This is a genomic window from Levilactobacillus andaensis (genome assembly GCF_016861695.1).
Lineage (GTDB): Bacteria > Bacillota > Bacilli > Lactobacillales > Lactobacillaceae > Levilactobacillus > Levilactobacillus andaensis.
Map to the genome: position 1 here is coordinate 68,782 of NZ_BOLP01000007.1, position 21,742 is coordinate 90,523.

Here is a 21,742-nt window from a genome sequence, read left to right on the forward strand (position 1 = left end):
GTTAATCCCCCTAATTTTCAGCGACTAGTGTATCAAGAGTTGCGAGTAAGACAATCAACAACAAAACCTGGCTCAGCGTCAGTAGCTTTACTTGAATTTGTCGTAATAAACGGTCGGGTTCTGGAAACGGATGTTGGCGCTGCCACAATACACGGGCCACCAAGACTGCCGCGTTCACCATCACCAGTAAGACTAAGACCCGCTCGTCTAGCCAAGCCACTTGCCACGAACCTAAGCCCATGTAAAGTAAACTCAGAACTAGAAAGCTGTGCGCTAAATACCGCCACCGGTTCCGCATCGCGCTGATCTGCGACGGTAATTGCCGCACTAATCGCCAGTGCCAGCCGTAAAAAATTACCGTCAGTACCAGCCCAACAATCTGTAATCCCGTCAGCACGTGTTTCCTCCCCTCAAGCCAGCAGAACATAGCATGAGTTTACCGTTGCCACCACTTAGCTGGCTAGATATTCAGCCCCATCCGTTCGGTGACCTTCTTTATGTAAAAAAATGACTGAGTTTCGCCATGGTCAAAACTCTTCAGCATCCAAGTGGTTAGAGCTGATAATTATCTCACTACAGCTTCCAACTTTACCAACGCTCCGTGTCATTCACGCAAAGAACGTGTAAAGTTTATGTATTCTAGTTATTAATTTAATAATAACTAATCACTTTTTATTATTAATAACTAAATTACTGTAAACAAAAAGAGCTGCGATAAATTCTCACAGCTCTTTTGACATCCCCAAATCTAGTTCACTTTGGCAATCTTACCCTGTTCGATATAAACGCTCAGAATGGCGATATCAGCGGGATTGACCCCACTGATCCGGCTAGCCTGCGCTAACGTTTCGGGTTGAATCTTCTTTAATTTTTGGTGAGCTTCGGTTGCGAGACCGTCGATGGCATCGTAGTCGATCTTAGCGGGGATAGCCTTGGCCTCCATCCGCTTCAACTTGGCCACGTTGTCCTCGGCCTTCTTGATGTAGCCCGCATACTTCAGTGACACTTCGATTTCCTCAATGATGTGCCGGTCCAAAGGCTGTTCTGGTGCCGGAATGAACTGTAGCAACGTTTGGTAATCGACGTACGGCCGCCGTAAGAAGACTGCGGCTAACACGCCATCTTGAAGTGGCTTGTCGCCGTGACTCTCAATAAAGGCGTTGATGGCGTCATTGGGCTTGATACGAATGCTGTTCAACCGTTCGATTTCGGCCTTCAAAGCTGCCTTTTTAGCCAAGAAGTCGGCGTAGCGTTCGTCGCTGATCAGACCTAATTCATGACCCTTCGCCGTCAAACGCAGGTCGGCGTTATCGTGCCGCAAAATCAATCGGTATTCTGCCCGACTCGTCAGCAGACGGTAAGGCTCTTTGGTTCCCTTGGTCACCAAGTCATCGACCATGACACCAATGTAGGCGTCGGAACGCTTCAACGTAAAGCCTGGCTTACCCAGTGCCCGCAACCCGGCATTGATCCCGGCTAACAGACCCTGACCAGCAGCTTCTTCGTAACCGGAAGTCCCGTTCGTTTGACCCGCAGTAAACAGGTTCTTTAACGGCTTCGTTTCCAACGTTGGCCGCAATTGGTAAGGGGAAACAACATCGTATTCGATGGCGTAACCTGGCCGCATCATTTGCGCGTCTTCTAGCCCCTTGATGGAGTGAAGAATCTTCTGTTGAACTTCTTCTGGCATCGAGGTTGAAAGGCCTTGGACGTACCATTCATCAGTGTTTCGGCCTTCTGGTTCCAAGAAGAGTTGGTGCCGTGGCTTGTCAGCGAACCGCACGATTTTATCTTCAATGGACGGGCAGTAACGAGGGCCGACCCCTTCGATAACACCCGTAAACATTGGGGCGCGGTCGAGGTTGGCCTTGATGATCTCATGCGTCTTTTGGTTCGTGTACGTCAACCAGCAAGACAGCTGATTCTTGATGTCGATGTAGGCACTGTCTGGCGTTGTGAAGCTAAAGTGGTTCGGCTCCTTGTCCCCAGGCTGTTCCTCGGTCTCATCGTAGTGAATCGTGTTGCCGTCGACCCGTGGTGGCGTCCCAGTCTTGAACCGTTCGAGGTCAAAACCGTACTTCGGCAGGTTAGCCGTCAATTTGTTGGCGGGTTGGGAGTTGTTCGGACCAGACGAATACATCAGTTCCCCGATGATGATCTTGCCGCGAGCAGCGGTCCCAGCCGCAATAACCACAGCCTTGGCGCTGTAACGCGCACCGGTGTTGGTGATGACCCCTTTGCAGGCGCCGTCTTCTACGATCAAATCGTCCACAATTCCCTGACGCAGGGTCAAGTTAGGCTCGCGTTCGATGGTGTGCTTCATTTCGGCATGGTAGGCGTGCTTGTCGGCTTGAGCGCGTAAGGCACGGACGGCCGGTCCCTTACCGGTGTTCAGCATCCGCATCTGCACGTAAGTCTTATCGATATTGCGGCCCATTTCGCCACCTAATGCATCGATTTCACGAACGACGATACCCTTTGCGGGGCCACCGACAGACGGGTTACATGGCATAAAGGCCACCATGTCCAAGTTGATCGTCATTAATAAGGTTTTGTTTCCCATCCGGGCGGCAGCTAATGCGGCTTCACTACCAGCATGGCCGGCTCCCACGACGATAACGTCGTAGTCCTGACCGGGATATTCAATTACTTCAGTCATTGGTTCTTTCCCTCCATGCTTAACTGCCACTGACGGCGGCTAAACGGTCTCTTTTGATTTTATTTTTAAATAGAATAGATTTAGGTTATTTCCCTAAACAGAACTGGCTAAACAACTGGTCGAGCAGTTCGTCTTGGTAGCTATCCCCGGTGATTTCACCGAGTAGGTCCCAGGCGCGCGTCATGTCGATCTGCACTAGGTCGACCGGCATCCCCGCAGCGATTCCACTCTGAACGTCCGTCAAGGCATCGCTGGCTTGATGGAGCAGGCCAATGTGCCGGGCGTTCGTGACCATCACGTTGTTTTGATTGGACTCGATGCCTTCATCGAAGAACAGGTGGGCGATGGTGCCTTCCAGCTGATCCATCCCCGTGCTCTGCAGAATCGACGTTTCAATGATCGGGCTATTCCCAGCAGCGGCCTTCACCGCGTCCAGATCCAGCTTCATTGGCAGGTCCGTCTTGTTCAAAATGAGGATTCGTTGCGTGTCGGCTGTGGCCTTCAGTAACGCCTTGTCTTCAGCGGTCAATGCTTCACTGGCATTCAAGACCAGCATCACCAAATCAGCGGTGTTGATGGCCTTCCGCGAGCGTTCGACCCCAATCTTTTCGACCTTATCCGTGGTATCGCGAATACCGGCCGTGTCGATCAGCTTCAATGGCACCCCTTTGACGTTCACGTATTCCTCGATCACATCACGCGTGGTCCCAGCAACGTCGGTCACGATGGCCTTGTCTTCATGCAGCAGGTGGTTGAGCAAACTACTCTTCCCCACGTTCGGCCGGCCAACAATGGCGGTGGCGAGGCCTTCACGCAAGACCTTCCCTTGCTTAGCGGTCGCGAGCAGCACTTTGATCTGCTTTTGGACCTCTTGGGCCTTCTCCAGCAACATCTTGGTCGTCATCGTTTCCACGTCGTCGTACTCGGGGTAGTCGATGTTGACTTCCACTTGGGCTAGCGCATCCAAGATGTCTTGCCGCAAGTTTCTAATCAAATGAGACAAATTTCCGTCTAATTGGTCTAAAGCAACCTTCATAGACTTGTCCGTTTTCGCCCGAATCAGATCCATCACGGATTCCGCCTGGGTCAAATCGATTCGCCCATTGAGAAAGGCCCGCTTGGTGTACTCGCCGGGTTCAGCCAACCGCGCGCCGTAACTCAAGCACAGCTGTAAGATCCGGTTCGTGGCCACGATACCACCGTGACAGTTGATCTCGATAATGTCTTCCTTGGTGTACGTCTTGGGTGCCCGCATCACGGTCGCCATGACCTCATCGACTTCTTCACCGTTCTCCGGGTCGATAATGTGGCCGTAGTGAATCGTGTGGGTGGCCGCTTTGGTCAAGTCAGCCCCCTTAAACAGCTTTTCTGCAACGTCAAAGACCTCTTCACCGCTCAACCGAATGATGGAGATGCCCCCCTCACCAGGTGGGGTCGAAATTGCCGCAATCGTATCAAATTCTGTGGTCGTGACTGCCATGAGCCATCCTCCTTGTTCTTTTCAATGTTGGTTCTTACCTCAAGTTTAGCGACCCATCGCCTAATAATGACTATCAACAGGCCTGGTGTATCATTTAACGCCATAAAAAAAAGCACCTACTCCACGCCACCTAACTGTGCGCGGATAAAGTACTTTCACTACTTTATCATAAACTTGATAAGAATGATTGTCTTCACTATAAGGGCAATCGGTCGTTTTGTCAAACGGAAACTATGACGGTTCGATCACAACGGCGCGGTGTGGCTCTTTGCCGGCCGAGTACGTCGTCACGTGGCGGTTCTTCGCCAGGACCGCGTGAATCTGTTTCCGTTCAAATGACGGCATCGGGTCTAAATAGATCGGCTTCCCGGTCGCCACCACTTCCCGCGCGGTACTTTCGGCCAGACGCATCAAGGTTGCCGCCCGCCGTTCCCGGTAGCCCGCCACGTCCAGTTCCAAATCAACGTGGGCAGCGCCATGATGGTTCAAGAACAGTTGACCCAGGCTCTGTAACGCATTGATTGTCCGACCATGTTTCCCGATCAGCAGGCCTTCCTTATCCGTGGTAAATTCTAGGCGGACTTGGCGATGAGCCGTGTTCTCAACGTCTAGCGTCGCGTCAATGCCCAGTTGTTCCACGATGTTTGCCAGGTAATCCTGAACGGCGTCGACGGCCGCCTCGCGTTGCTCACGGCGCTCCTCAAGGGTCACCGTTGGTTCGGCTGGTTGGTCCTCGGTTGGTGTGGCTGCCACCGGTGCCGGTTGTGCTTTGGCTGGTCGCGCTGGCTTGACGGCGGCACTACTCGTCTTGGCGGCGACTGGCTGCTTAGCCGCTTCACTGGCTGCTGCAACGGGTTTCAAGACCACGTCGACCATCGCATCGCGCCGGCCGATACCAAACAAACCCTTACGTGGCGCCGTGACCACCTTCGTCATCACCTGGTCACGACGGCTGTTCAATGCGGCTAGTCCCGCTTCGATCGCCGCTGCTTCCGTTTTCCCCGTAAAGATCGTCATCGTTTATTCCTCCCGTGTCTATTCGCTAAATTTTAGTATACCATAACGACCGTCAGGCACTGCGCAATCCGTCTAAAATTACAGAAATCTCTACCGTCGCTTTCGCTAGAAAATCAGCATCAAAAATTAACGGTCACTCTTAAGAATCCCTTAAAATCAGGGATTCCATCCACCAATTCGGTCAAAAATTTCGTTAGTAACCATGTAGGCGGCTACGACAACCGAAAAAGTCATTTTGATTTTAGCAAAGTAACCATTGAACCGGTAAGGAGGTGTTATCCGTTCTACAATTCTTGCGTCAAAACTCGTTCTTTGACAACAAAAAAACCGCTCGGAAATAACCGAACGGCGAGAAATGCATTTTTTAGATGTTATTTACGTTTGCTTTGCTTAGCACGCCGCATTGCTTTTTTCACAGTGCGTTCGTGTTCGGCTTTGACCTTTTCCTTTTGATCGCGTTCCGCTTGAATCTTCCACGGATTTTGAATCAATAGGGTTTGGCCCACTTGGAAGACGTAAGAAACCGTCCAGTACAACGACAGTGATGAGGCGACGTTCATGGCGGTAAAGAAGACCACCACGGGCATCCCGACGATCATCATCGTGTTCATGGAGTTAGTCTCTGGCGCGGACTTCGTCGTTAACCACGAACTCAAGAACGTGGCTAAGGCTGCCAAAATCGGCAAAATGAAGTACGGGTCCTTGTGACCAAGTTGCAGCCACAGGAACGTCCCAGACCGCAGAACGGCTGTCCGCCAAATGGCTTGATACAGTGCCCAGATAATGGGCAATTGAACCAAGGCTGGTAAACAACCCATCATTGGATTGATGCCGGCTTCAGAGTACAGCTTTTGCTGTTCTGACTGAAGTTTGGCCATCGTTTCTCTGTCTTTAGACGAATACTTTTTCTGTAATGCTTTTAATTGGGGTTGAACCTCTTGGGTCTTCCGCATGCTACGCGTTTGGAAGATCATCAGTGGTAGCAGGATGATCCGGATAATGATCGTAAAGATGATGATCCCGATCCCGTAACTATTACCGAAGAAATGAGCCAACCAGATAATCGCCCGCGAGAAGTTTAGAACGATCAGGCCGTCCCAGATCCCGGTACTTTGATTCGTAATTGGCTTATTGCTACAAGCGGAAAGGATGAACACTAAACCCACAATGCCCAGCATCAGTAGGGTGCGTTTGTACTTTTTCACGTTTTTCACGTTTATTCCTCGCTATAGCTGGAATCCAGCAGTTTAGCCAGCTTCAGTACGTGCACCAGGCTGCGTTTCGCGTCGGGCATGGCAATGCCATCCGCACGGGGCCGAGCAATGACGAGAAAGTCTACATCTTGTTTCAGATAAGGCTTTAACTCGAGCAAACTCTGCCGAATGCGGCGCTTCACCCAGTTACGGTGAACGGCGTTACCAATCTTTTTCCCAACAGAAATGCCGACCCGGAAGTGCGGCTGATCTGGTTTTTCCATTGAATACACCACGAATTGCCGATTAGCGACTGAATTCCTGGTTTCAAAGACCTGCTGAAATTCCGCTTCTTTCTTAATGCGGTAAGATTTTCGCATGGTGCATCTCCAAAATTCTCAACTATTTTTCAGTCCGCGGGGAATTGGTGTCCCAGTCACTCCGCAGATAAAATAAAAAGACCACTGAACCATCAGCGGCCTATGCAGACAATACTTTACGTCCCTTTTGACGGCGACGTGCTAATACTTGACGGCCATTGCTAGTGCTCATGCGCTTGCGGAAGCCGTGGACACGTGAACGGTGACGTTTCTTTGGTTGGAAAGTACGTTTCATGGTAAGTTCTCCTCTCTTAACGATGACTATTTATTTTTCATCTGACAGTGCCAGACAAACACTAAATGCATTTCCTGAATATACTATCATAAAAAACGTCAAATTGAAACAGCAACTTTAAATTTCCAAGAAAAAGTTGTCCCCGGATAAATTTGTTTCATGCACTTAGCCTGTGGATAACTTGCGGATTTCAAAAAAGTTATTTGCGACTTGCTAACTGGGTTATCCACTGTTCCACAGGCTGTTTACTTTTAAAAATTAAGCTTTGTTAATTATGTGGATAACTTGTGAAACACTTGATACTATCACTTTTGTAGTCCACCATGTCCTGTGCATAACTAGTTATTCAAAAAGTTATGCACCGTTCTTGACCACCCTGTGGATAACTCTTTCCACTTCCTGTGAAACAATTATGCACACCCAACAATAGCCTGTGGAAAACTTTTTTCCTTCATGCTACACTGAATGTACGTTTTCTTTTTGGGGGTCATACTCCCAATGGATAAATGAGTTTGTAAACTAAAAATAGGGGGATACCTCAGTGCCAGAAATGTCAGATTTGTGGGCTGGCATCCAAAAGTTGTTTAAGGACAATTACGCACCAACGACCTACTCAACTTGGATCGAAACAGCCAAGCCGATTTCTTTAATCGGCAACAAATTAACTTTGGAACTTCCATCACCCCTGCATCGTGATTACTGGAATAACCAACATTTGGACCAGCAATTGATAGAATACGCATACCAAACCACTCACGAAGATATTCAACCCGAACTCATTTTAGAGGGTGAACGCCAGCAACAAGCGACGCTCAAAGCCAAATCTGGCACCCTAGACGGCGCGATCATGAATGAACCGACGCCAACTTTTATGAAGGAAACGGCCTTGAATCCCCGCTACACGTTTGACACTTTCGTCATCGGTAAAGGTAACCAAATGGCCCATGCTGCGGCCTTGGTTGTCTCTGAAGAACCTGGTAAAATGTACAATCCCCTCTTCTTCTACGGTGGCGTCGGTCTGGGTAAGACCCACTTGATGCATGCGATCGGCAATAAAATGCTTGAAGCGCATCCGGACACCAAGATCAAGTACGTCACCAGCGAGGCCTTCACGAATGACTTTATTAATGCGATTCAAACTCGGACGCAGGAGCAGTTCCGTCAGGAGTACCGTAACGTTGATCTGCTGCTAGTCGATGATATTCAATTCTTCGCTAATAAGGAAGGAACGCAAGAAGAGTTCTTCCATACATTTAATGCCCTCTACGCCGCCGAAAAACAAATCGTGCTGACGTCTGACCGGCTACCAAATGAGATTCCTAAGCTCCAAGACCGCCTAGTTTCGCGGTTTGTTTGGGGTCTTTCGGTCGATATCACGCCGCCAGACTTGGAGACGCGAATCGCCATTCTTAGAAACAAAGCCGATGCCGACCAGATCGACATCCCCGACGACACTTTAAGTTACATCGCCGGGCAGATTGACTCTAACGTCCGTGAACTCGAAGGGGCCTTGGCTCGTGTTCAGGCTTATCATCAACTGATGCATCAGCCGATCACGACCGACCTCGCCGCCGAAGCGCTCAAGAGCTTGAATCTCCTTAACGCCAGCGATGCCGTGACGATTCCGGTGATTCAAAACCGGGTTGCTGACTATTTCCACGTGTCTCTCAAGGACCTCAAGGGAAAGAAACGCAAGAAAATGATCGTCATGCCCCGGCAAATCGCCATGTACCTCTCGCGCGAACTGACGGAGGCGTCATTGCCCCGTATCGGAAACGAATTTGGCGGTAAAGACCATACGACCGTCATTCACGCCTACGATAAAATCGCTGCTTCGCTCAAGACGGACCCCGAACTCCAAAAGGATATCGAGAATCTCCGCAATGAGCTCCACCAATAAGCAAAGAATCGTCCGGGTCTCTACGTTAAACCGAGACGGGCTCGCGGCGATCTTTTTGTGACTAACTGGCGTATGATAAAATTAAGCCGTGTCAGCAGGAGCCACCATTTTTCCGTGGGTGCATACCCAACGAGGAAATGACGGGTGTGGATAAAAAAGGAAAAGGTCAAAAGTTATCCACAAGTTATCCACAGGTGGAAAAGCTAGTAACACAAGGCCTTCTCTAAAGTTATCCACAGAATACACCGCTCTACTACGGCTACTATCTTTTTCTTTTAATTAAGTAAATAGCGCACCACACAAAGGAGTGTTCAAAATATGAAATTCACCATCAACCGGCAAGCGTTCACTGCAGAACTCAATAACGTTTCCCGGGCAATCTCATCCAAGACAACGATTCCGATACTGACAGGGTTAAAGATCGTTGCCAGCGATGCGGGCTTACTGCTAACAGGTTCCAATGCCGACATTTCAATTGAATCGTTGATCAGAGCTGACGATCCAGATGTTGGCTTAAGCATTGATGAACCCGGTTCAATCGTACTAACCGCCCGTTTCTTCGGTGAAATCGTTAAGAAGTTGCCTGAAAAGGAACTGACCGTTACCGTTAAGGACGGTTTCCAAACCGAAATCACGTCTGGCGCCGCGTCCTTTAACATCAATGGTCAAGACGCCAACAACTATCCGCATTTACCAGAGATCGACGCCGCGGATTCCGTTGTGCTGTCCGGGGCCGTCTTCAAGGAACTGATCAGCCAAACGGTTATCGCCGTTTCCAACCAAGAGAGTCGCCCAATCTTAACTGGGGTCCACTTTGTCTTGGCCGACAACCAATTTTTGGCGGTCGCCACGGATAGTCACCGGTTGAGCCAACGGCAAATTGAACTGCCAACACCAAGTAACGCAACGTTTGATGTGATCATCCCCGGGAAGAGTTTGACTGAATTATCCCGGATGATCGGTGATGACGATAGCGACGTGAAGATGCAGTTCTCCGAAAACCAAGTCCTGTTCTTACTTGGCGACACGTCGTTCTACTCCCGCTTGCTAGAAGGGAACTACCCTGATACGTTCCGGTTGATCCCTAAGGAAGCCTCAACCACGGTTGAATTCGAAGCACCAGAATTACTGGCGGCTGTCGAACGGGCCTCACTGTTGTCTCACGAATCCCGGAACAACGTAGTTAAGCTGACGTTGACGCCAGCCGATAATCAGGTCACCATCTTCAGTAACTCACCCGATGTCGGAAACGTTGAAGAAGACTTGGCCCCCAAGGATCTGACCGGTGATGACCTCGAAATTTCGTTTAACCCCGATTACATGAAGGATGCGTTGCGGTCATTTGGTCAAGCGACGATTCGCGTGGCCTTTACTTCCGCATTGCGGCCCTTCACGTTGGTCCCAACGGAAGACACGAGCAACTTTATCCAGCTGATCACGCCAGTCCGGACGTTCTAGACTGGTTTTTAACTGAAATTAAAGACGTATTCCGCGATTTTCTTGCGCGGCATGCGTCTTTTTTTTACGGAGAAATTAAAGCGCGGCTGTGGATAACTTCGCGGGCGATCACTGGTCACCACGAGGCGTGGCTAACTATCCGATCCGCAGAAACCACGTTCCGTTATTTTTAGACGAGCCTCAGTTGGCAGGCGTTCCTTAAAATGTTTATCAAAATCATAAACACAGTTCTGATTGGCTGAAAAATAGGGCGATCGAGCCGGTCATTCTCGCTATAAATAAAATACTAAAGCCCACCGTCTTCATTTCTTCCAGCACTCGTGAAAACCGTGTAAAACTTGGGTCGAAATCCGTTACTTGCGTGCGCACATGCCGGCTGATTTTTAGCGAAATTGGGTGGTTGCTGATTTTGCGGCCAAAAATAGCCGTTTTTCGTTTGAACGGCGCTCATTTTAATTCTGAGCAAATCTATAGCATTTTCACCAAAAATATCAAGAATGGGTCAAATCGGCTGAGAGCGCAAAAATAAGGTAACTAATCTGTACCTTTGCCGTAAAAAGCGGTATAATATAAGAGAAGAAAATTAAGGGGTGAAATTGTGAAAAAAGAAGTTTTCATTGACACGCCCTACATCACTTTGGGCCAGATGCTCAAGGAAGAATCCGTTATTAGTACTGGCGGTCAAGCCAAGTGGTATTTGCGGGAAAACACCGTGAACGTCAACGACGAACCAGATGATCGACGGGGCCGTAAGCTGTATCCAGACGATACGGTCGATGTTCCTGATGCAGGCTCATTTGTTATACGCTCAAAGCAGGGTGAATAATGTATTTGCAAGAGTTGCAGCTGCAGCATTTTCGTAATTACCAAGATGCCGATCTTCAGTTAGGTCAAGGCATCAACGTCTTATTGGGTGAAAATGCGCAGGGCAAGACCAATTTACTAGAGGCAATCTACGTGCTGGCGTTAACCCGCAGTCACCGAACCGCCAATGACCATGATTTGGTCAATTGGCAGGCCAAAACGGCCAAGGTGAGTGGCCGCGTGGTTAAATCTGCCGGCACGGTGCCGTTAGAGCTCACTTTTTCGCGGCAGGGGAAACGGGCCAAGGTCAATCACTTGGAACAAGCGCGGCTTTCCCAGTACGTGGGTCAGCTAAACGTGATCTTGTTTGCACCGGAAGATCTCGCCATCGTCAAAGGCGCTCCCGCTGTGCGGCGGCGCTTTATGGATATGGAGTTCGGGCAAATGAATCCCCGTTACCTTTACAACCTCAGTCAGTACCGGACCTTATTGAAGCAACGGAACCACTACTTGAAGGATTTACAACACAAACAAAAAAAGGACCTCCTTTTTTTGTCTGTCCTGTCCGATCAGTTAGCGGCTTACGGGGCGGAAATTATCATGGCCCGGCTGACGATGTTACGTAAGCTCGAGCACTGGGCCCAGACGATTCACGCTGAGATTTCACAGCAGCGCGAGGAGTTGACGTTCCACTACGCGACGCAGGTCCCTGACGACCAGTTGACGGACGCCAAGACCATTTGCGATGCGTTAACGGCCCTCTACACCAGGCAGCGCGACAAGGAACTCTATCAGGGAACGACTCTGATTGGCCCGCACCGCGACGACCTGCATTTTCAGGTCAACGGCAAGAATGTCCAGACGTTTGGGTCGCAGGGCCAGCAACGGACTACGGCGTTGAGCGTCAAGCTTGCCGAGATCGACCTGATGAAAGAAGAGACCGGTGAATATCCGGTCTTATTACTTGATGACGTACTTTCCGAACTGGATGACGCCCGCCAGACACATTTGTTGACGGCGATTCAGGACAAAGTACAAACGTTTATTACCACCACCAGCTTGAGCGGGATCACTCGCCAGCTGATCAAGGACCCAACCATTTTTCACGTGGAGAACGGGGCCGTGGTGGCCGATGAATCGCCTGCAACGGGGGATTCGGCAACAAAGGAGGATTAGGCAGTGGCTGATTACGAACACGAAACCAAAGCAGAACAAGCCCGGGAATACGATGCCAGCCAAATTCAAGTCTTGGAAGGCTTGGAAGCGGTCCGGAAGCGTCCAGGGATGTACATTGGCACGACCAGTTCCCAAGGTCTGCACCATTTGGTCTGGGAAATTGTCGATAACGGGATCGATGAAGCCTTAGCGGGCTTTGCCGACGTTATTCACGTGACGGTCGAAAAGGACAACAGTATCACCGTGACCGATAACGGGCGGGGGATTCCTGTGGATATTCAGAAGAAGACGGGGAAACCCGCTTTGGAAACGGTCTACACGATCCTGCATGCCGGTGGTAAATTTGGCGGCGGCGGGTACAAGGTCTCCGGTGGTCTCCACGGGGTGGGGGCGTCCGTTGTTAACGCCCTGTCGACCCATTTGGAGGTTCAAGTCATTCGGGATGGCAAACGTTATGCCATTGGCTTTGAACGCGGCCACGTGAAGACACCGATGTACGTTGCCGAAGAGGGCCTTGATCCAGAACGCCATGGGACCATCGTTCACTTCCTGCCGGATCCAGATATCTTCCGGGAAACGACGACGTTTGATATTAAGACGTTGACCACCCGGATCCGCGAGCTGGCTTTCTTGAACAAGGGTCTGCGAATCACGATTCGTGACGAACGACCAGAAACGCCAACGGAAGAGGATTTCCTGTATGAAGGCGGGATTCGCCACTATGTTGACTACTTAAACGAAAATAAAACGACACTGTTCGAACCACCGATCTACGTTGAAGGCCAAGAAAATGGCATCACCGTTGAAGTGGCCCTACAGTATACCGATGATTATCACAACAACCTGTTGACCTTTACCAACAACATCCATACCTACGAAGGTGGGACGCATGAGGAAGGGTTCAAACGGGCCTTGACGCGGGTCGTCAACGACTATGCGCGCCAAAACAAGCTGATGAAGGACAACGAACCTAACCTGACCGGGGATGACGTTCGTGAAGGCTTAACCGCCGTGGTCTCCGTCAAGCATCCGGACCCTCAGTTTGAAGGTCAAACCAAGACCAAGTTAGGGAACTCCGATGCCCGGACGGCCGTGGACCACACGTTTGCCGACCACTTCATGCGTTACCTGATGGAGCACCCCGATATTGCCCGCAAGGTTGTGGACAAAGGGACGTTGGCTTCCAAAGCGCGGGTCGCTGCAAAGCGGGCGCGGGAAGTTACGCGGAAGAAGAGCGGACTTGAAATCAGTAACCTGCCTGGGAAATTGGCCGATAACACGTCCAAGGACCCCGAAATCTCCGAATTGTTCATTGTCGAAGGGGATTCCGCCGGTGGGTCGGCTAAGCAAGGCCGGTCGCGGCTGACACAAGCCATCCTGCCTATTCGGGGGAAAATTTTAAACGTGGAAAAGGCCTCAATGGACCGGATCTTAGCCAACGAAGAAATTCGTTCGCTGTTTACGGCCATGGGGACCGGGTTTGGTGACGATTTCGACGTTGCCAAGGCCAACTACCATAAGCTGATCATTATGACCGATGCCGATGTCGATGGCGCCCACATTCGGACGCTGTTATTGACGCTGATCTACCGTTACATGCGGCCATTACTGGATGCTGGGTTCGTTTATATCGCCTGTCCACCGCTCTATCGGGTTCGCCAAGGGAAGTTCCAACGTTACTTGGATACCGATGATGAGTTGAAGGAAATTTTAGGCAAATTAGCTCCTGCACCCAAGCCACAAATTCAACGGTACAAAGGGTTAGGAGAAATGGACGCGGAACAACTTTGGGAAACGACCATGGATCCTGAAAACCGGCGGCTCTTACGGGTCGACGCACAAGACGCCATCAATGCAGATCAAGTCTTCAGCATGTTGATGGGGGATAAAGTTGCGCCCCGCCGGCAATTTATCGAGGATAACGCGACCTTTGCTGACCTTGATGTTTAACGTGTAACGGGAAGAACGGAGGGTAAAAAATTTGGCTGATCAAGATTATTTAAGTCGAATCACCGACGTTGACCTTTCACAAACGATGCGCACATCCTTCCTGGATTACGCGATGAGTGTGATTGTTCAGCGGGCGTTACCGGATGTGCGGGATGGTTTGAAGCCAGTCCACCGCCGGATTTTGTACGATATGCATGAACTCGGGATCACCCCCGACAAGCCATTCCGGAAATCAGCCAGAGTGGTCGGGGATGTCTTGGGTAAGTACCATCCACATGGGGATTCCGCCGTATACGAATCCATGGTGCGAATGGCGCAAGACTTCTCGTACCGCTACATGTTAGTGGATGGTCACGGGAACTTCGGCTCCGTCGATGGTGACGGTGCCGCTGCCATGCGGTATACCGAAGCACGCCTGAGCAAAGTTGCGATGGAAATGTTGCGGGATATCAACAAGGACACGATTGATTTTCAAGATAACTATGATGGGTCCGAAAGAGAACCCGTTGTCTTGCCATCACGGTTCCCCAACCTGTTAGTTAACGGGGCTTCCGGGATCGCCGTGGGGATGGCAACGAACATTCCGCCGCATAACCTGACGGAAGTGATCAGTGCCCTGCACATTTTGATGAAGAACCCCGATGCCAGCTTAGCCGACTTGATGGAGGCTGTGCCGGGTCCCGATTTCCCTACTGGGGGGATCGTGATGGGTAAGGCCGCTATTCGGCGGGCTTACGAGACCGGTAAAGGGACCATTACCTTGCGGGCGAAGGTCGACATCGAAGAAGAAAAGAATGGGAAGCAACGCATTGTGGCCACGGAAATTCCATACATGGTCAACAAGGCGAAATTGATCGAACGAATCGCCGAACTGGCCCGGGACAAACGAATCGAAGGCATCACCGATGTTAACGATGAGTCTGACCGGACAGGGATGCGGATCGTGGTCGATGTTCGTCGCGATGCGAGTGCCGAAGTTATTTTAAATAACCTATACAAGATGACCTTGCTGCAGACCTCATTTGGGATCAACATGCTGGCCATTGTAAACGGCGCGCCCAAAGTGTTGGGATTGAAGCCAATTCTGCAGTACTACTTGGAATTCCAGATGGAAGTTATCCGTCGGCGGACCGCGTTTGAACTGAAGAAGGCCGAAGCCCGGGCCCACATCCTGGAAGGGTTGCGGATCGCACTGGACCACATCGACGCCATCATCACCATTATTCGGCAGTCCGAGACCGCTGAAGTGGCGAAAAATGAGTTGATGACGCGTTACAGTCTGTCAGACAAACAATCACAAGCCATCTTGGACATGCGGTTGGTTCGTCTGACCGGTTTGGAACGCGAAAAGGTCGAAAAAGAATACAACGATGTCATGGCGAACATCAAGGATTACAAGGAGATCTTGGCATCCAAGGAACGTCAACAAGACATCATCTACCAAGAACTCTTGGAAATCCAAAACAAGTTTGGCGACAAGCGGCGGACCGAATTGATGGTCGGCGAAGTGCTGAGCTTGGAAGACGAAGACTTGATCGCTGAAGAAGACGTCGTGGTCTCTTTGACGCACAACGGCTACATCAAGCGCTTGCCAACGTCTGAGTTCAAGGCGCAGAACCGTGGGGGTAAAGGGGTTCAAGGCATGGGCGTGCACGATGATGATTTCATCGAACACCTCGTGGCGACCTCGACTCACGATATGTTGTTGTTCTTCACCAACACCGGGAAAGTTTACCGGATGAAGGGCTACGAGATTCCTGAATACGGTCGGACGGCCAAGGGGATTCCAGTGATCAACTTACTGGGAATCAACAATAACGAGCACGTTCAGGCCGTTATCAACGTGGCCAATCCGGGCGAGAACGCCAACCGGGACCTATTTTTCACCACGGTCCAAGGGACGGTCAAACGGACGCCAGTTGATGAATTTGCCAACATTCGGAGTAATGGTCTGAAGGCCATCAATCTGAAGGAAGACGATGAACTGATCGACGTGGACATTATCAATGCCCAAGCGAACATGATCATCGGGACGCACTTGGGCTACGCCGTCAGCTTTGCGGCTGAAGACGTACGTTCCATGGGTCGTTCCGCAACCGGGGTCCGTGGGATTCGCTTGCGTGAGGGTGACTATGTCATTGGCGCCAGTGTTCTCAAGCCAGACAGCCACGTGTTTGTCATTTCCGAAAAGGGTTATGGGAAGCAAACGGCTGCCAGCGAGTACCCAATCAAGGGTCGTGGCGGTAAAGGGATCAAGACCGTCAACGTGAGTGAGAAGAACGGGCCTTTGGCTGGTTTGACCACGCTCGATGGCGACGAAGACATCATGTTGGTCACCAACAAGGGTGTCATGATTCGCTTTAGCGGCGCCGACGTTTCCGAGACCGGGCGGGCAACCTTAGGGGTCCACTTGATTCGGTTAAACGACGATACCGCCGTGGCTACGATGGCCAAGGTGGCGAAGGAAGACGAAACGGACGATGAGACCGCACCAGCTGACGGGAATGCCCCGGTAGCTAGCGACGATGCCACCGCCGAATCGGCTCCAGTTGTACCAGACGATACCGATGCTGCTAGTGATAGCGACGACGATACCGCCGAAGATTAACAGATAATGGGTGAAACGGGTGGCTACCAGCGATGGTGGCACCCGTTTTTTTGCGTTGTTTGGGGGATTGTAAGCTGAGTTAAGCCGCTTGCATGAAGAAACTAATATTAATTTAATTGTAAATGGTTTATCCCGTTTACTTGAATGATTAACTCTGCTATCTTAGGGATTAACTAACAATCTGGGGATAGTAGGGGGTAAATCAACGTGACAAATGCAGACTTTTCGGCGATGGTGAGTTGCTTAGGCCACAATTTACAACGCGAGCGGCAACGAAAGGGACTTAGTCCGGCCGAATTGGCAACGGGCCTGTGTTCAGTTGACCAGTTACGGACGATTGAGGACGGCCAGACGATCCCGACACCTGAGCTGCTGACGGGCCTCTGTCGGCGCTTAAAGCTCCCCCTGCAGCAACTGACCCAGACTGGGTACGTCATGCGCCGTCAGCTGGTCTTTAGCCGTCGGGTGGAGACGTTGGTACGGCGCCAACAACCCGTTAAGCTGATGGCATATTTAGACAACCATGACCGATTAGCCACGTTGCGGACGGACCGGGATCTGCAGGTTTATTATTATTACTACGGGTGCAGTGTGTTTCAAGCGACCGGGGATGCCGGGCGAGCGAGTCGGTATTTTCAAACGGCCTTGTCATTGATGACGCCACAACGGCCACAGCAGTATCAGTCCCTGGAACTGGTCACGCTGGCGACACAAAATTACGTTGAGGCGTTGGCCGGTCGCGCTGATGATGCCGGATTTACTTTGGCGGTGAAAATGATCCGTGAGAATCGCGTGCTGGATGTGCACGACGCGCTGGGGACCATCTATTATCTATACGCGGCGATCTTGTTTCGACGAGGACAAGCCAATGTGGCCGGTCAGATCTTGCAAGAGGGGGTCGCTTGGGCGGCTCAACACCAGAGCTCGGCGCGGTTGGCAGATAATTTTGCCTTGTTGGCGACTTATGCGGTGGTTGTGCAAGCTGTGTCGGTTTGAAATTAATTTAAAAAATTGCGCCAATAAAAAAATATTCGCGGTCGTTTTGCGGAGTTAACTATATAGCGTAGGCAATACCCCGTCGGTCGGCCCCGATTTGCTTAAGTTTTAGATATATGCTATACTACTAGCTTGTGAGTATCTGGCTTACGCTAGTGTCTCTCCTTGCTTCCGCATTGCAGCGGGGGCCTGAAGTCCATAAGGAGGTGTAACATTCATGGAAACTACTAAATACGAAATCACCTACATCATTCGTCCAGACCTTGACGATGCCGCTAAGACCGCACTGGTTGAACGCTTCGACAAGTTACTGACTGACAACGGTGCAGAAATGATCAACTCGAAAGACTGGTCAAAGCGTCGGTTCGCATACGAAATTGGTGGCTTTAACGAAGGTATCTACCACGTTATCACGGTAAATGCTTCTGATGATGCTGCTTTAAACGAATTCGACCGTTTAGCTAAGATCAACGACAGCATCTTACGTCACATGATCGTTAAGCGCGAAGACTAATTTAACTTTAATTTTGAGAGGAGTTATTCAGCAATGATCAACCGAGTAGTACTTACTGGCCGACTGACACGGGATGTTGACTTACGCTACACCCAAGGCGGTGCTGCTGTTGCCACATTTACGCTGGCCGTTGATCGGCGGTTCACCAACAAAACTGGTGAACGAGAAGCTGATTTCGTGAGTTGCGTCATCTGGCGCAAGTCTGCGGAAAACTTTGCGAACTTCTTCCACAAGGGTTCCCTTGTCGGAATTGAAGGCCGCATCCAGACCCGGAATTACGAAAATCAACAAGGCCAACGTGTTTACGTGACCGAAGTTGTTGTCGAGGACTTTTCATTCCTCGAACCACGTTCTCGCAACGCGAACAACAATGAGGGCGGTAACTACAATGGCGGCTCCATGAATAATAATGCTCCTCAAGGTCAGAATCAGAATGCCAATCCGTTTACGAGTGGCAACCCGACGGCAACCCCGTCAGCGCCTACGCAAAACACGAATCCTAATCCGGCCGGCAACCAAGGAAACGCTGGGAACAATAACTCAGCCGATCCATTTGCCAATACTGGTGATTCAATTGACATTTCCGATGATGATTTACCGTTCTAATTTCTAAAACACGAGGAGGGAAATATCCTATGGCAGGACAACGTCGTGGCGGCCGTCGCCGTCGTAAGGTTGACTTTATTGCAGCCAACCACATCGAATACATTGATTACAAAGACACTGACTTATTACGTCGGTTTATCTCCGAACGAGGCAAGATCTTACCTCGTCGGGTTACTGGCACGAGTGCCAAGAACCAACGTAAGTTAACCATCGCTATCAAGCGTTCACGGATTATGGGCTTAATGCCTTTCGTCAGTGAAGAAGGTTAATTCTAAATTCACGGGAACCAACTACAGAAATGTGGTTGGTTCTTTTTTTTGCCTATCTGCCGGAAAGCTTGCTATGGTTAGCCCCCGTGGCGGTCATCGCTGTGAATGGTTTTTATGTGATTATATTTACAAGATTGTTTAGTAGCGGGGGTCCGGCGAAGCCCGTATACTGAGGGCACGATATTAATCGAAGGCCAAGATTAGATCGCCGGCTCGAGCTCAGGTGCGACTGTCCCTGATTTTTTCGTTTGGTAAATAGAGTGTGCGCAGAAAGTTTTTGTCCGTCATGGTTAGCCACGTTCCGTTAAGTTTTAGCAATCGCAACTAATTAATGGCTGAGCTCTTGAGCCACCGCATTACTTGGTTGCTTGGTTGTTGGCACTTACTTTACCAGGCTAGTCTAACTAAGTCATTGCATGAATCTTTTTATTGAAAGCGATTACAATGAAGCCATTCTTAATTAATGGAGGTATTTCCGATGATTACAGCATTCGCAAGTCCATCTACTTATGTTCAAGGCGACCAACTGCTCAAGCAAGCGGCACGCTACATTGCACCATTTGGCGATCATGGGTTACTGCTGGCAGACGACATTGTGTGGGGCCTGATTGGCGAGGAATTCTACAAAGACCTAACCGCGGACGGCTTGAAAATCGAGCACATCCATTTCAACGGTGAAAGTTCACCCGAAGAAATCGATCGCATCAAGGCTATCGGTGAAGAAAAGGATGCCAAATTCGTCATTGCGCTGGGTGGCGGGAAGACCAACGACACCACCAAGGCCGTTGGTGACCGACTCCACGTGCCGGTGGTTATCGTGCCAACGTTGGCGTCCAACGACTCGCCATGTACCCGACTGAGTGTGATCTACTCGGCCAACGGGGAATTCCTGAAGTACCAGTTCTATGACAAGAACCCTGACTTGGTCTTAGTCGACTCCTCCGTCATTGCCGGCGCACCAGTACGTTTCCTGATTGACGGGATCGCCGACGCGTTATCAACGAACGTGGAGGCGCAGACCGTTGCACGGGCGCGGGCCACAACGTTATTGCCGTTACAGACTGACCAGACCGCGGCTGGAATCGCCTTAGCCGAAAAATGTGAAGAGCTGCTGTTCACCTACACGGACCAAGCCGTTGCCGCGGCTGCCGACCACGTGGTGACCCCAGCACTCGCCCATATCATTGAAGCCAACATCCTGCTGAGTGGGGTCGGGGCCGAAAGTTCCGGGTTGGCTGCTGCTCATAGTTTCCAAAATGGACTGACGGCACTGTCCGGCGATGTGCACCGCATGTCTCACGGGCAAAAGGTTTCGTTTGGGACCTTGGTTAACTTGATCTTGGAGGGGGCGAGCGACGAACGCTTTGCCCGCTACCTGAATTTCGAAGCCAAATTGGGCCTGCCAACCACCTTAGCCGACCTGCATCTGGCCGACGCCACGGACGAGGACTTACTGAAGGTTGCCACGTTGACCACCCAAGAGGGCGAAACCATCCACAACATGGGCTTCCCAGTAACGCCACGCGATGTGGTCGCAGCCATCAAAGCAGCAGATAGTCTGTCACGACGGATTCAAGGCTTAGATTAAATTAAATCACGCGTAAAGGAGCGCTTCGACCGGTGATGGTCGGAGCGCTCTTCTTTTTTAGTATGATTACTGAATATGTGGAGATGAGAACCATATGTATTTACGTTATAATTAATTTGCTCAGATAGTTAGTAAAACCTAGATGAAAACAACTGTAACGTAGAATTAAGTAGCTGTGAAAATTAATAATTAAGTATATGGGAGTGATCATATGGAAAATTTAAAGAAAACCGAAGTACGCAAGGTTATTAACGTAGGTCACTCGGTTGGAATTACAATTCCAGCCAGCATGGCCAGAGCTTTCAAACTAGCTAAAGGTTCCCGAGTTGATGTGGTTGAGACTAAAGAGGGACTGACTATTAAGCCCCACGCAGAGGACGCGGAACTAACACCTGAGTTTGTTTCGGCTATGAATGATGCGTATGGCCAGTATCGTGACGCATTAGAATCGCTCAGGAAGAGTGACGAGTAATGGTTTATCTTTCGGCTAAACAATTAGTGGCAGTGAACTTAAAAGCGTTAAGTGGCACTGGTGAGAGTACGATCATTCGAAATGCTGAAGGATTATCTTCCATCGAAACTTTACATAAACAGGGATTCTTTGACAAGGAAGCTTATCCTTCGATCCAGAAGAAAATTGGAATCGTGTTCATCAAGATTATCAACTTGCACCCGTTTGAGGATGGCAATAAGCGTACGGCGGTACTGGCCGCGACTATTATGGCCAAGCTGAATGGTTATGCGTTAACCTTTACCAATAAGGAAATTGAATCTTTGGCGTTGCGGGTAGCGGCAACTGATGATATTGAGCTGGATTACGAGCAAGTGTACAGCCAATTCAAGGTACACTTAACTAAAATTAGTAAATCAAATTAGGAATCCGTTTGGAACAGTTGAAAAATGAAAGGA

The 21,742-nt window shown here is 50.2% G+C and carries 20 protein-coding genes; 13 read left to right on the top strand and 7 right to left on the bottom strand.

All coding sequences use genetic code 11. The features are described from left to right. Positions 1 to 10: 10 nt before the first annotated feature. The 7 genes from JUF10_RS07150 to rpmH form a co-directional block, all read right to left on the bottom strand. Entirely contained in the window at positions 11 to 397 is a 387-nt protein-coding gene (locus JUF10_RS07150) for a hypothetical protein (protein WP_203641538.1), read from the bottom strand. A gap of 351 nt (positions 398 to 748) precedes the next feature. Next, on the bottom strand, positions 749 to 2,659 hold the full coding sequence (gene mnmG / locus JUF10_RS07155) for a tRNA uridine-5-carboxymethylaminomethyl(34) synthesis enzyme MnmG (protein ID WP_203641539.1): 1,911 nt from the start codon (positions 2,657 to 2,659) through the stop codon (positions 749 to 751). An 85-nt stretch (positions 2,660 to 2,744) separates the two neighbouring features. Next, positions 2,745 to 4,139 (bottom strand): tRNA uridine-5-carboxymethylaminomethyl(34) synthesis GTPase MnmE, encoded by a 1,395-nt coding sequence (gene mnmE / locus JUF10_RS07160; RefSeq protein ID WP_203641540.1) that lies wholly within the window; start codon positions 4,137 to 4,139, stop codon positions 2,745 to 2,747. Positions 4,140 to 4,370: 231 nt separating this feature from the next. Continuing rightward, positions 4,371 to 5,156 carry an RNA-binding cell elongation regulator Jag/EloR gene (jag, locus tag JUF10_RS07165; protein ID WP_203641541.1) on the bottom strand — a complete coding sequence of 262 codons (786 nt, stop codon included), beginning with the start codon at positions 5,154 to 5,156 and terminating at the stop codon, positions 4,371 to 4,373. A gap of 371 nt (positions 5,157 to 5,527) precedes the next feature. Continuing rightward, positions 5,528 to 6,361, bottom strand: coding sequence for a membrane protein insertase YidC (yidC, locus tag JUF10_RS07170; RefSeq protein ID WP_203641598.1), 834 nt, complete (start codon positions 6,359 to 6,361; stop codon positions 5,528 to 5,530). 11 nt (positions 6,362 to 6,372) lie between these two features. After that, a complete protein-coding gene (gene rnpA / locus JUF10_RS07175) occupies positions 6,373 to 6,729 on the bottom strand; it encodes a ribonuclease P protein component (protein ID WP_048733717.1) in 357 nt (118 codons plus the stop codon). A gap of 100 nt (positions 6,730 to 6,829) precedes the next feature. Next, positions 6,830 to 6,964 carry a 50S ribosomal protein L34 gene (rpmH, locus tag JUF10_RS07180; RefSeq protein WP_081624573.1) on the bottom strand — a complete coding sequence of 45 codons (135 nt, stop codon included), beginning with the start codon at positions 6,962 to 6,964 and terminating at the stop codon, positions 6,830 to 6,832. A 541-nt stretch (positions 6,965 to 7,505) separates the two neighbouring features. On the opposite strand from rpmH, the gene dnaA reads away from it, so the two are divergent. The 13 genes from dnaA (at position 7,506) to JUF10_RS07245 (ending at position 21,709) form a co-directional block, all read left to right on the top strand. Continuing rightward, positions 7,506 to 8,864 carry a chromosomal replication initiator protein DnaA gene (gene dnaA / locus JUF10_RS07185; protein ID WP_203641542.1) on the top strand — a complete coding sequence of 453 codons (1,359 nt, stop codon included), beginning with the start codon at positions 7,506 to 7,508 and terminating at the stop codon, positions 8,862 to 8,864. 318 nt (positions 8,865 to 9,182) lie between these two features. Next, on the top strand, positions 9,183 to 10,322 hold the full coding sequence (dnaN, locus tag JUF10_RS07190; RefSeq protein WP_203641543.1) for a DNA polymerase III subunit beta: 1,140 nt from the start codon (positions 9,183 to 9,185) through the stop codon (positions 10,320 to 10,322). Positions 10,323 to 10,920: 598 nt separating this feature from the next. After that, positions 10,921 to 11,148 (top strand): S4 domain-containing protein YaaA, encoded by a 228-nt coding sequence (gene yaaA, locus JUF10_RS07195; RefSeq protein ID WP_048733711.1) that lies wholly within the window; start codon positions 10,921 to 10,923, stop codon positions 11,146 to 11,148. Continuing rightward, the gene (recF, locus tag JUF10_RS07200; RefSeq protein ID WP_203641544.1) at positions 11,148 to 12,302 is read left to right on the top strand and encodes a DNA replication/repair protein RecF; all 1,155 of its coding nucleotides are present in this window, start codon (positions 11,148 to 11,150) and stop codon (positions 12,300 to 12,302) included. The genes yaaA and recF overlap by 1 nt, the downstream gene beginning before the upstream one ends. 3 nt (positions 12,303 to 12,305) lie before the next feature. Beyond that, positions 12,306 to 14,252: a DNA topoisomerase (ATP-hydrolyzing) subunit B gene (gene gyrB / locus JUF10_RS07205; RefSeq protein WP_203641545.1), complete on the top strand. Its 1,947-nt coding sequence runs from the start codon at positions 12,306 to 12,308 to the stop codon at positions 14,250 to 14,252. A gap of 85 nt (positions 14,253 to 14,337) precedes the next feature. Beyond that, complete coding sequence (gene gyrA / locus JUF10_RS07210) at positions 14,338 to 16,860, top strand: DNA gyrase subunit A (protein ID WP_373301303.1); 2,523 nt, start codon at positions 14,338 to 14,340, stop codon at positions 16,858 to 16,860. A 207-nt stretch (positions 16,861 to 17,067) separates the two neighbouring features. Beyond that, positions 17,068 to 17,856, top strand: a complete 789-nt coding sequence (locus JUF10_RS07215; protein WP_203641547.1) for a helix-turn-helix domain-containing protein — start codon at positions 17,068 to 17,070, stop codon at positions 17,854 to 17,856. 217 nt (positions 17,857 to 18,073) lie between these two features. Then, positions 18,074 to 18,370 (top strand): 30S ribosomal protein S6, encoded by a 297-nt coding sequence (gene rpsF, locus JUF10_RS07220; protein WP_048733698.1) that lies wholly within the window; start codon positions 18,074 to 18,076, stop codon positions 18,368 to 18,370. A 33-nt stretch (positions 18,371 to 18,403) separates the two neighbouring features. Beyond that, positions 18,404 to 18,976: a single-stranded DNA-binding protein gene (gene ssb, locus JUF10_RS07225; RefSeq protein WP_048733697.1), complete on the top strand. Its 573-nt coding sequence runs from the start codon at positions 18,404 to 18,406 to the stop codon at positions 18,974 to 18,976. A 29-nt stretch (positions 18,977 to 19,005) separates the two neighbouring features. Then, positions 19,006 to 19,245 carry a 30S ribosomal protein S18 gene (gene rpsR / locus JUF10_RS07230; protein ID WP_048733694.1) on the top strand — a complete coding sequence of 80 codons (240 nt, stop codon included), beginning with the start codon at positions 19,006 to 19,008 and terminating at the stop codon, positions 19,243 to 19,245. Between the two features lie 478 nt (positions 19,246 to 19,723). Beyond that, entirely contained in the window at positions 19,724 to 20,833 is a 1,110-nt protein-coding gene (locus JUF10_RS07235) for a glycerol dehydrogenase (protein ID WP_203641548.1), read from the top strand. A gap of 211 nt (positions 20,834 to 21,044) precedes the next feature. Then, positions 21,045 to 21,305 carry an AbrB/MazE/SpoVT family DNA-binding domain-containing protein gene (locus JUF10_RS07240; protein WP_203641549.1) on the top strand — a complete coding sequence of 87 codons (261 nt, stop codon included), beginning with the start codon at positions 21,045 to 21,047 and terminating at the stop codon, positions 21,303 to 21,305. After that, positions 21,305 to 21,709, top strand: a complete 405-nt coding sequence (locus JUF10_RS07245; protein WP_203641550.1) for a type II toxin-antitoxin system death-on-curing family toxin — start codon at positions 21,305 to 21,307, stop codon at positions 21,707 to 21,709. Before JUF10_RS07240 ends, JUF10_RS07245 begins: the two co-directional genes overlap by 1 nt. The last annotated feature ends 33 nt before the right edge of the window (positions 21,710 to 21,742 follow it).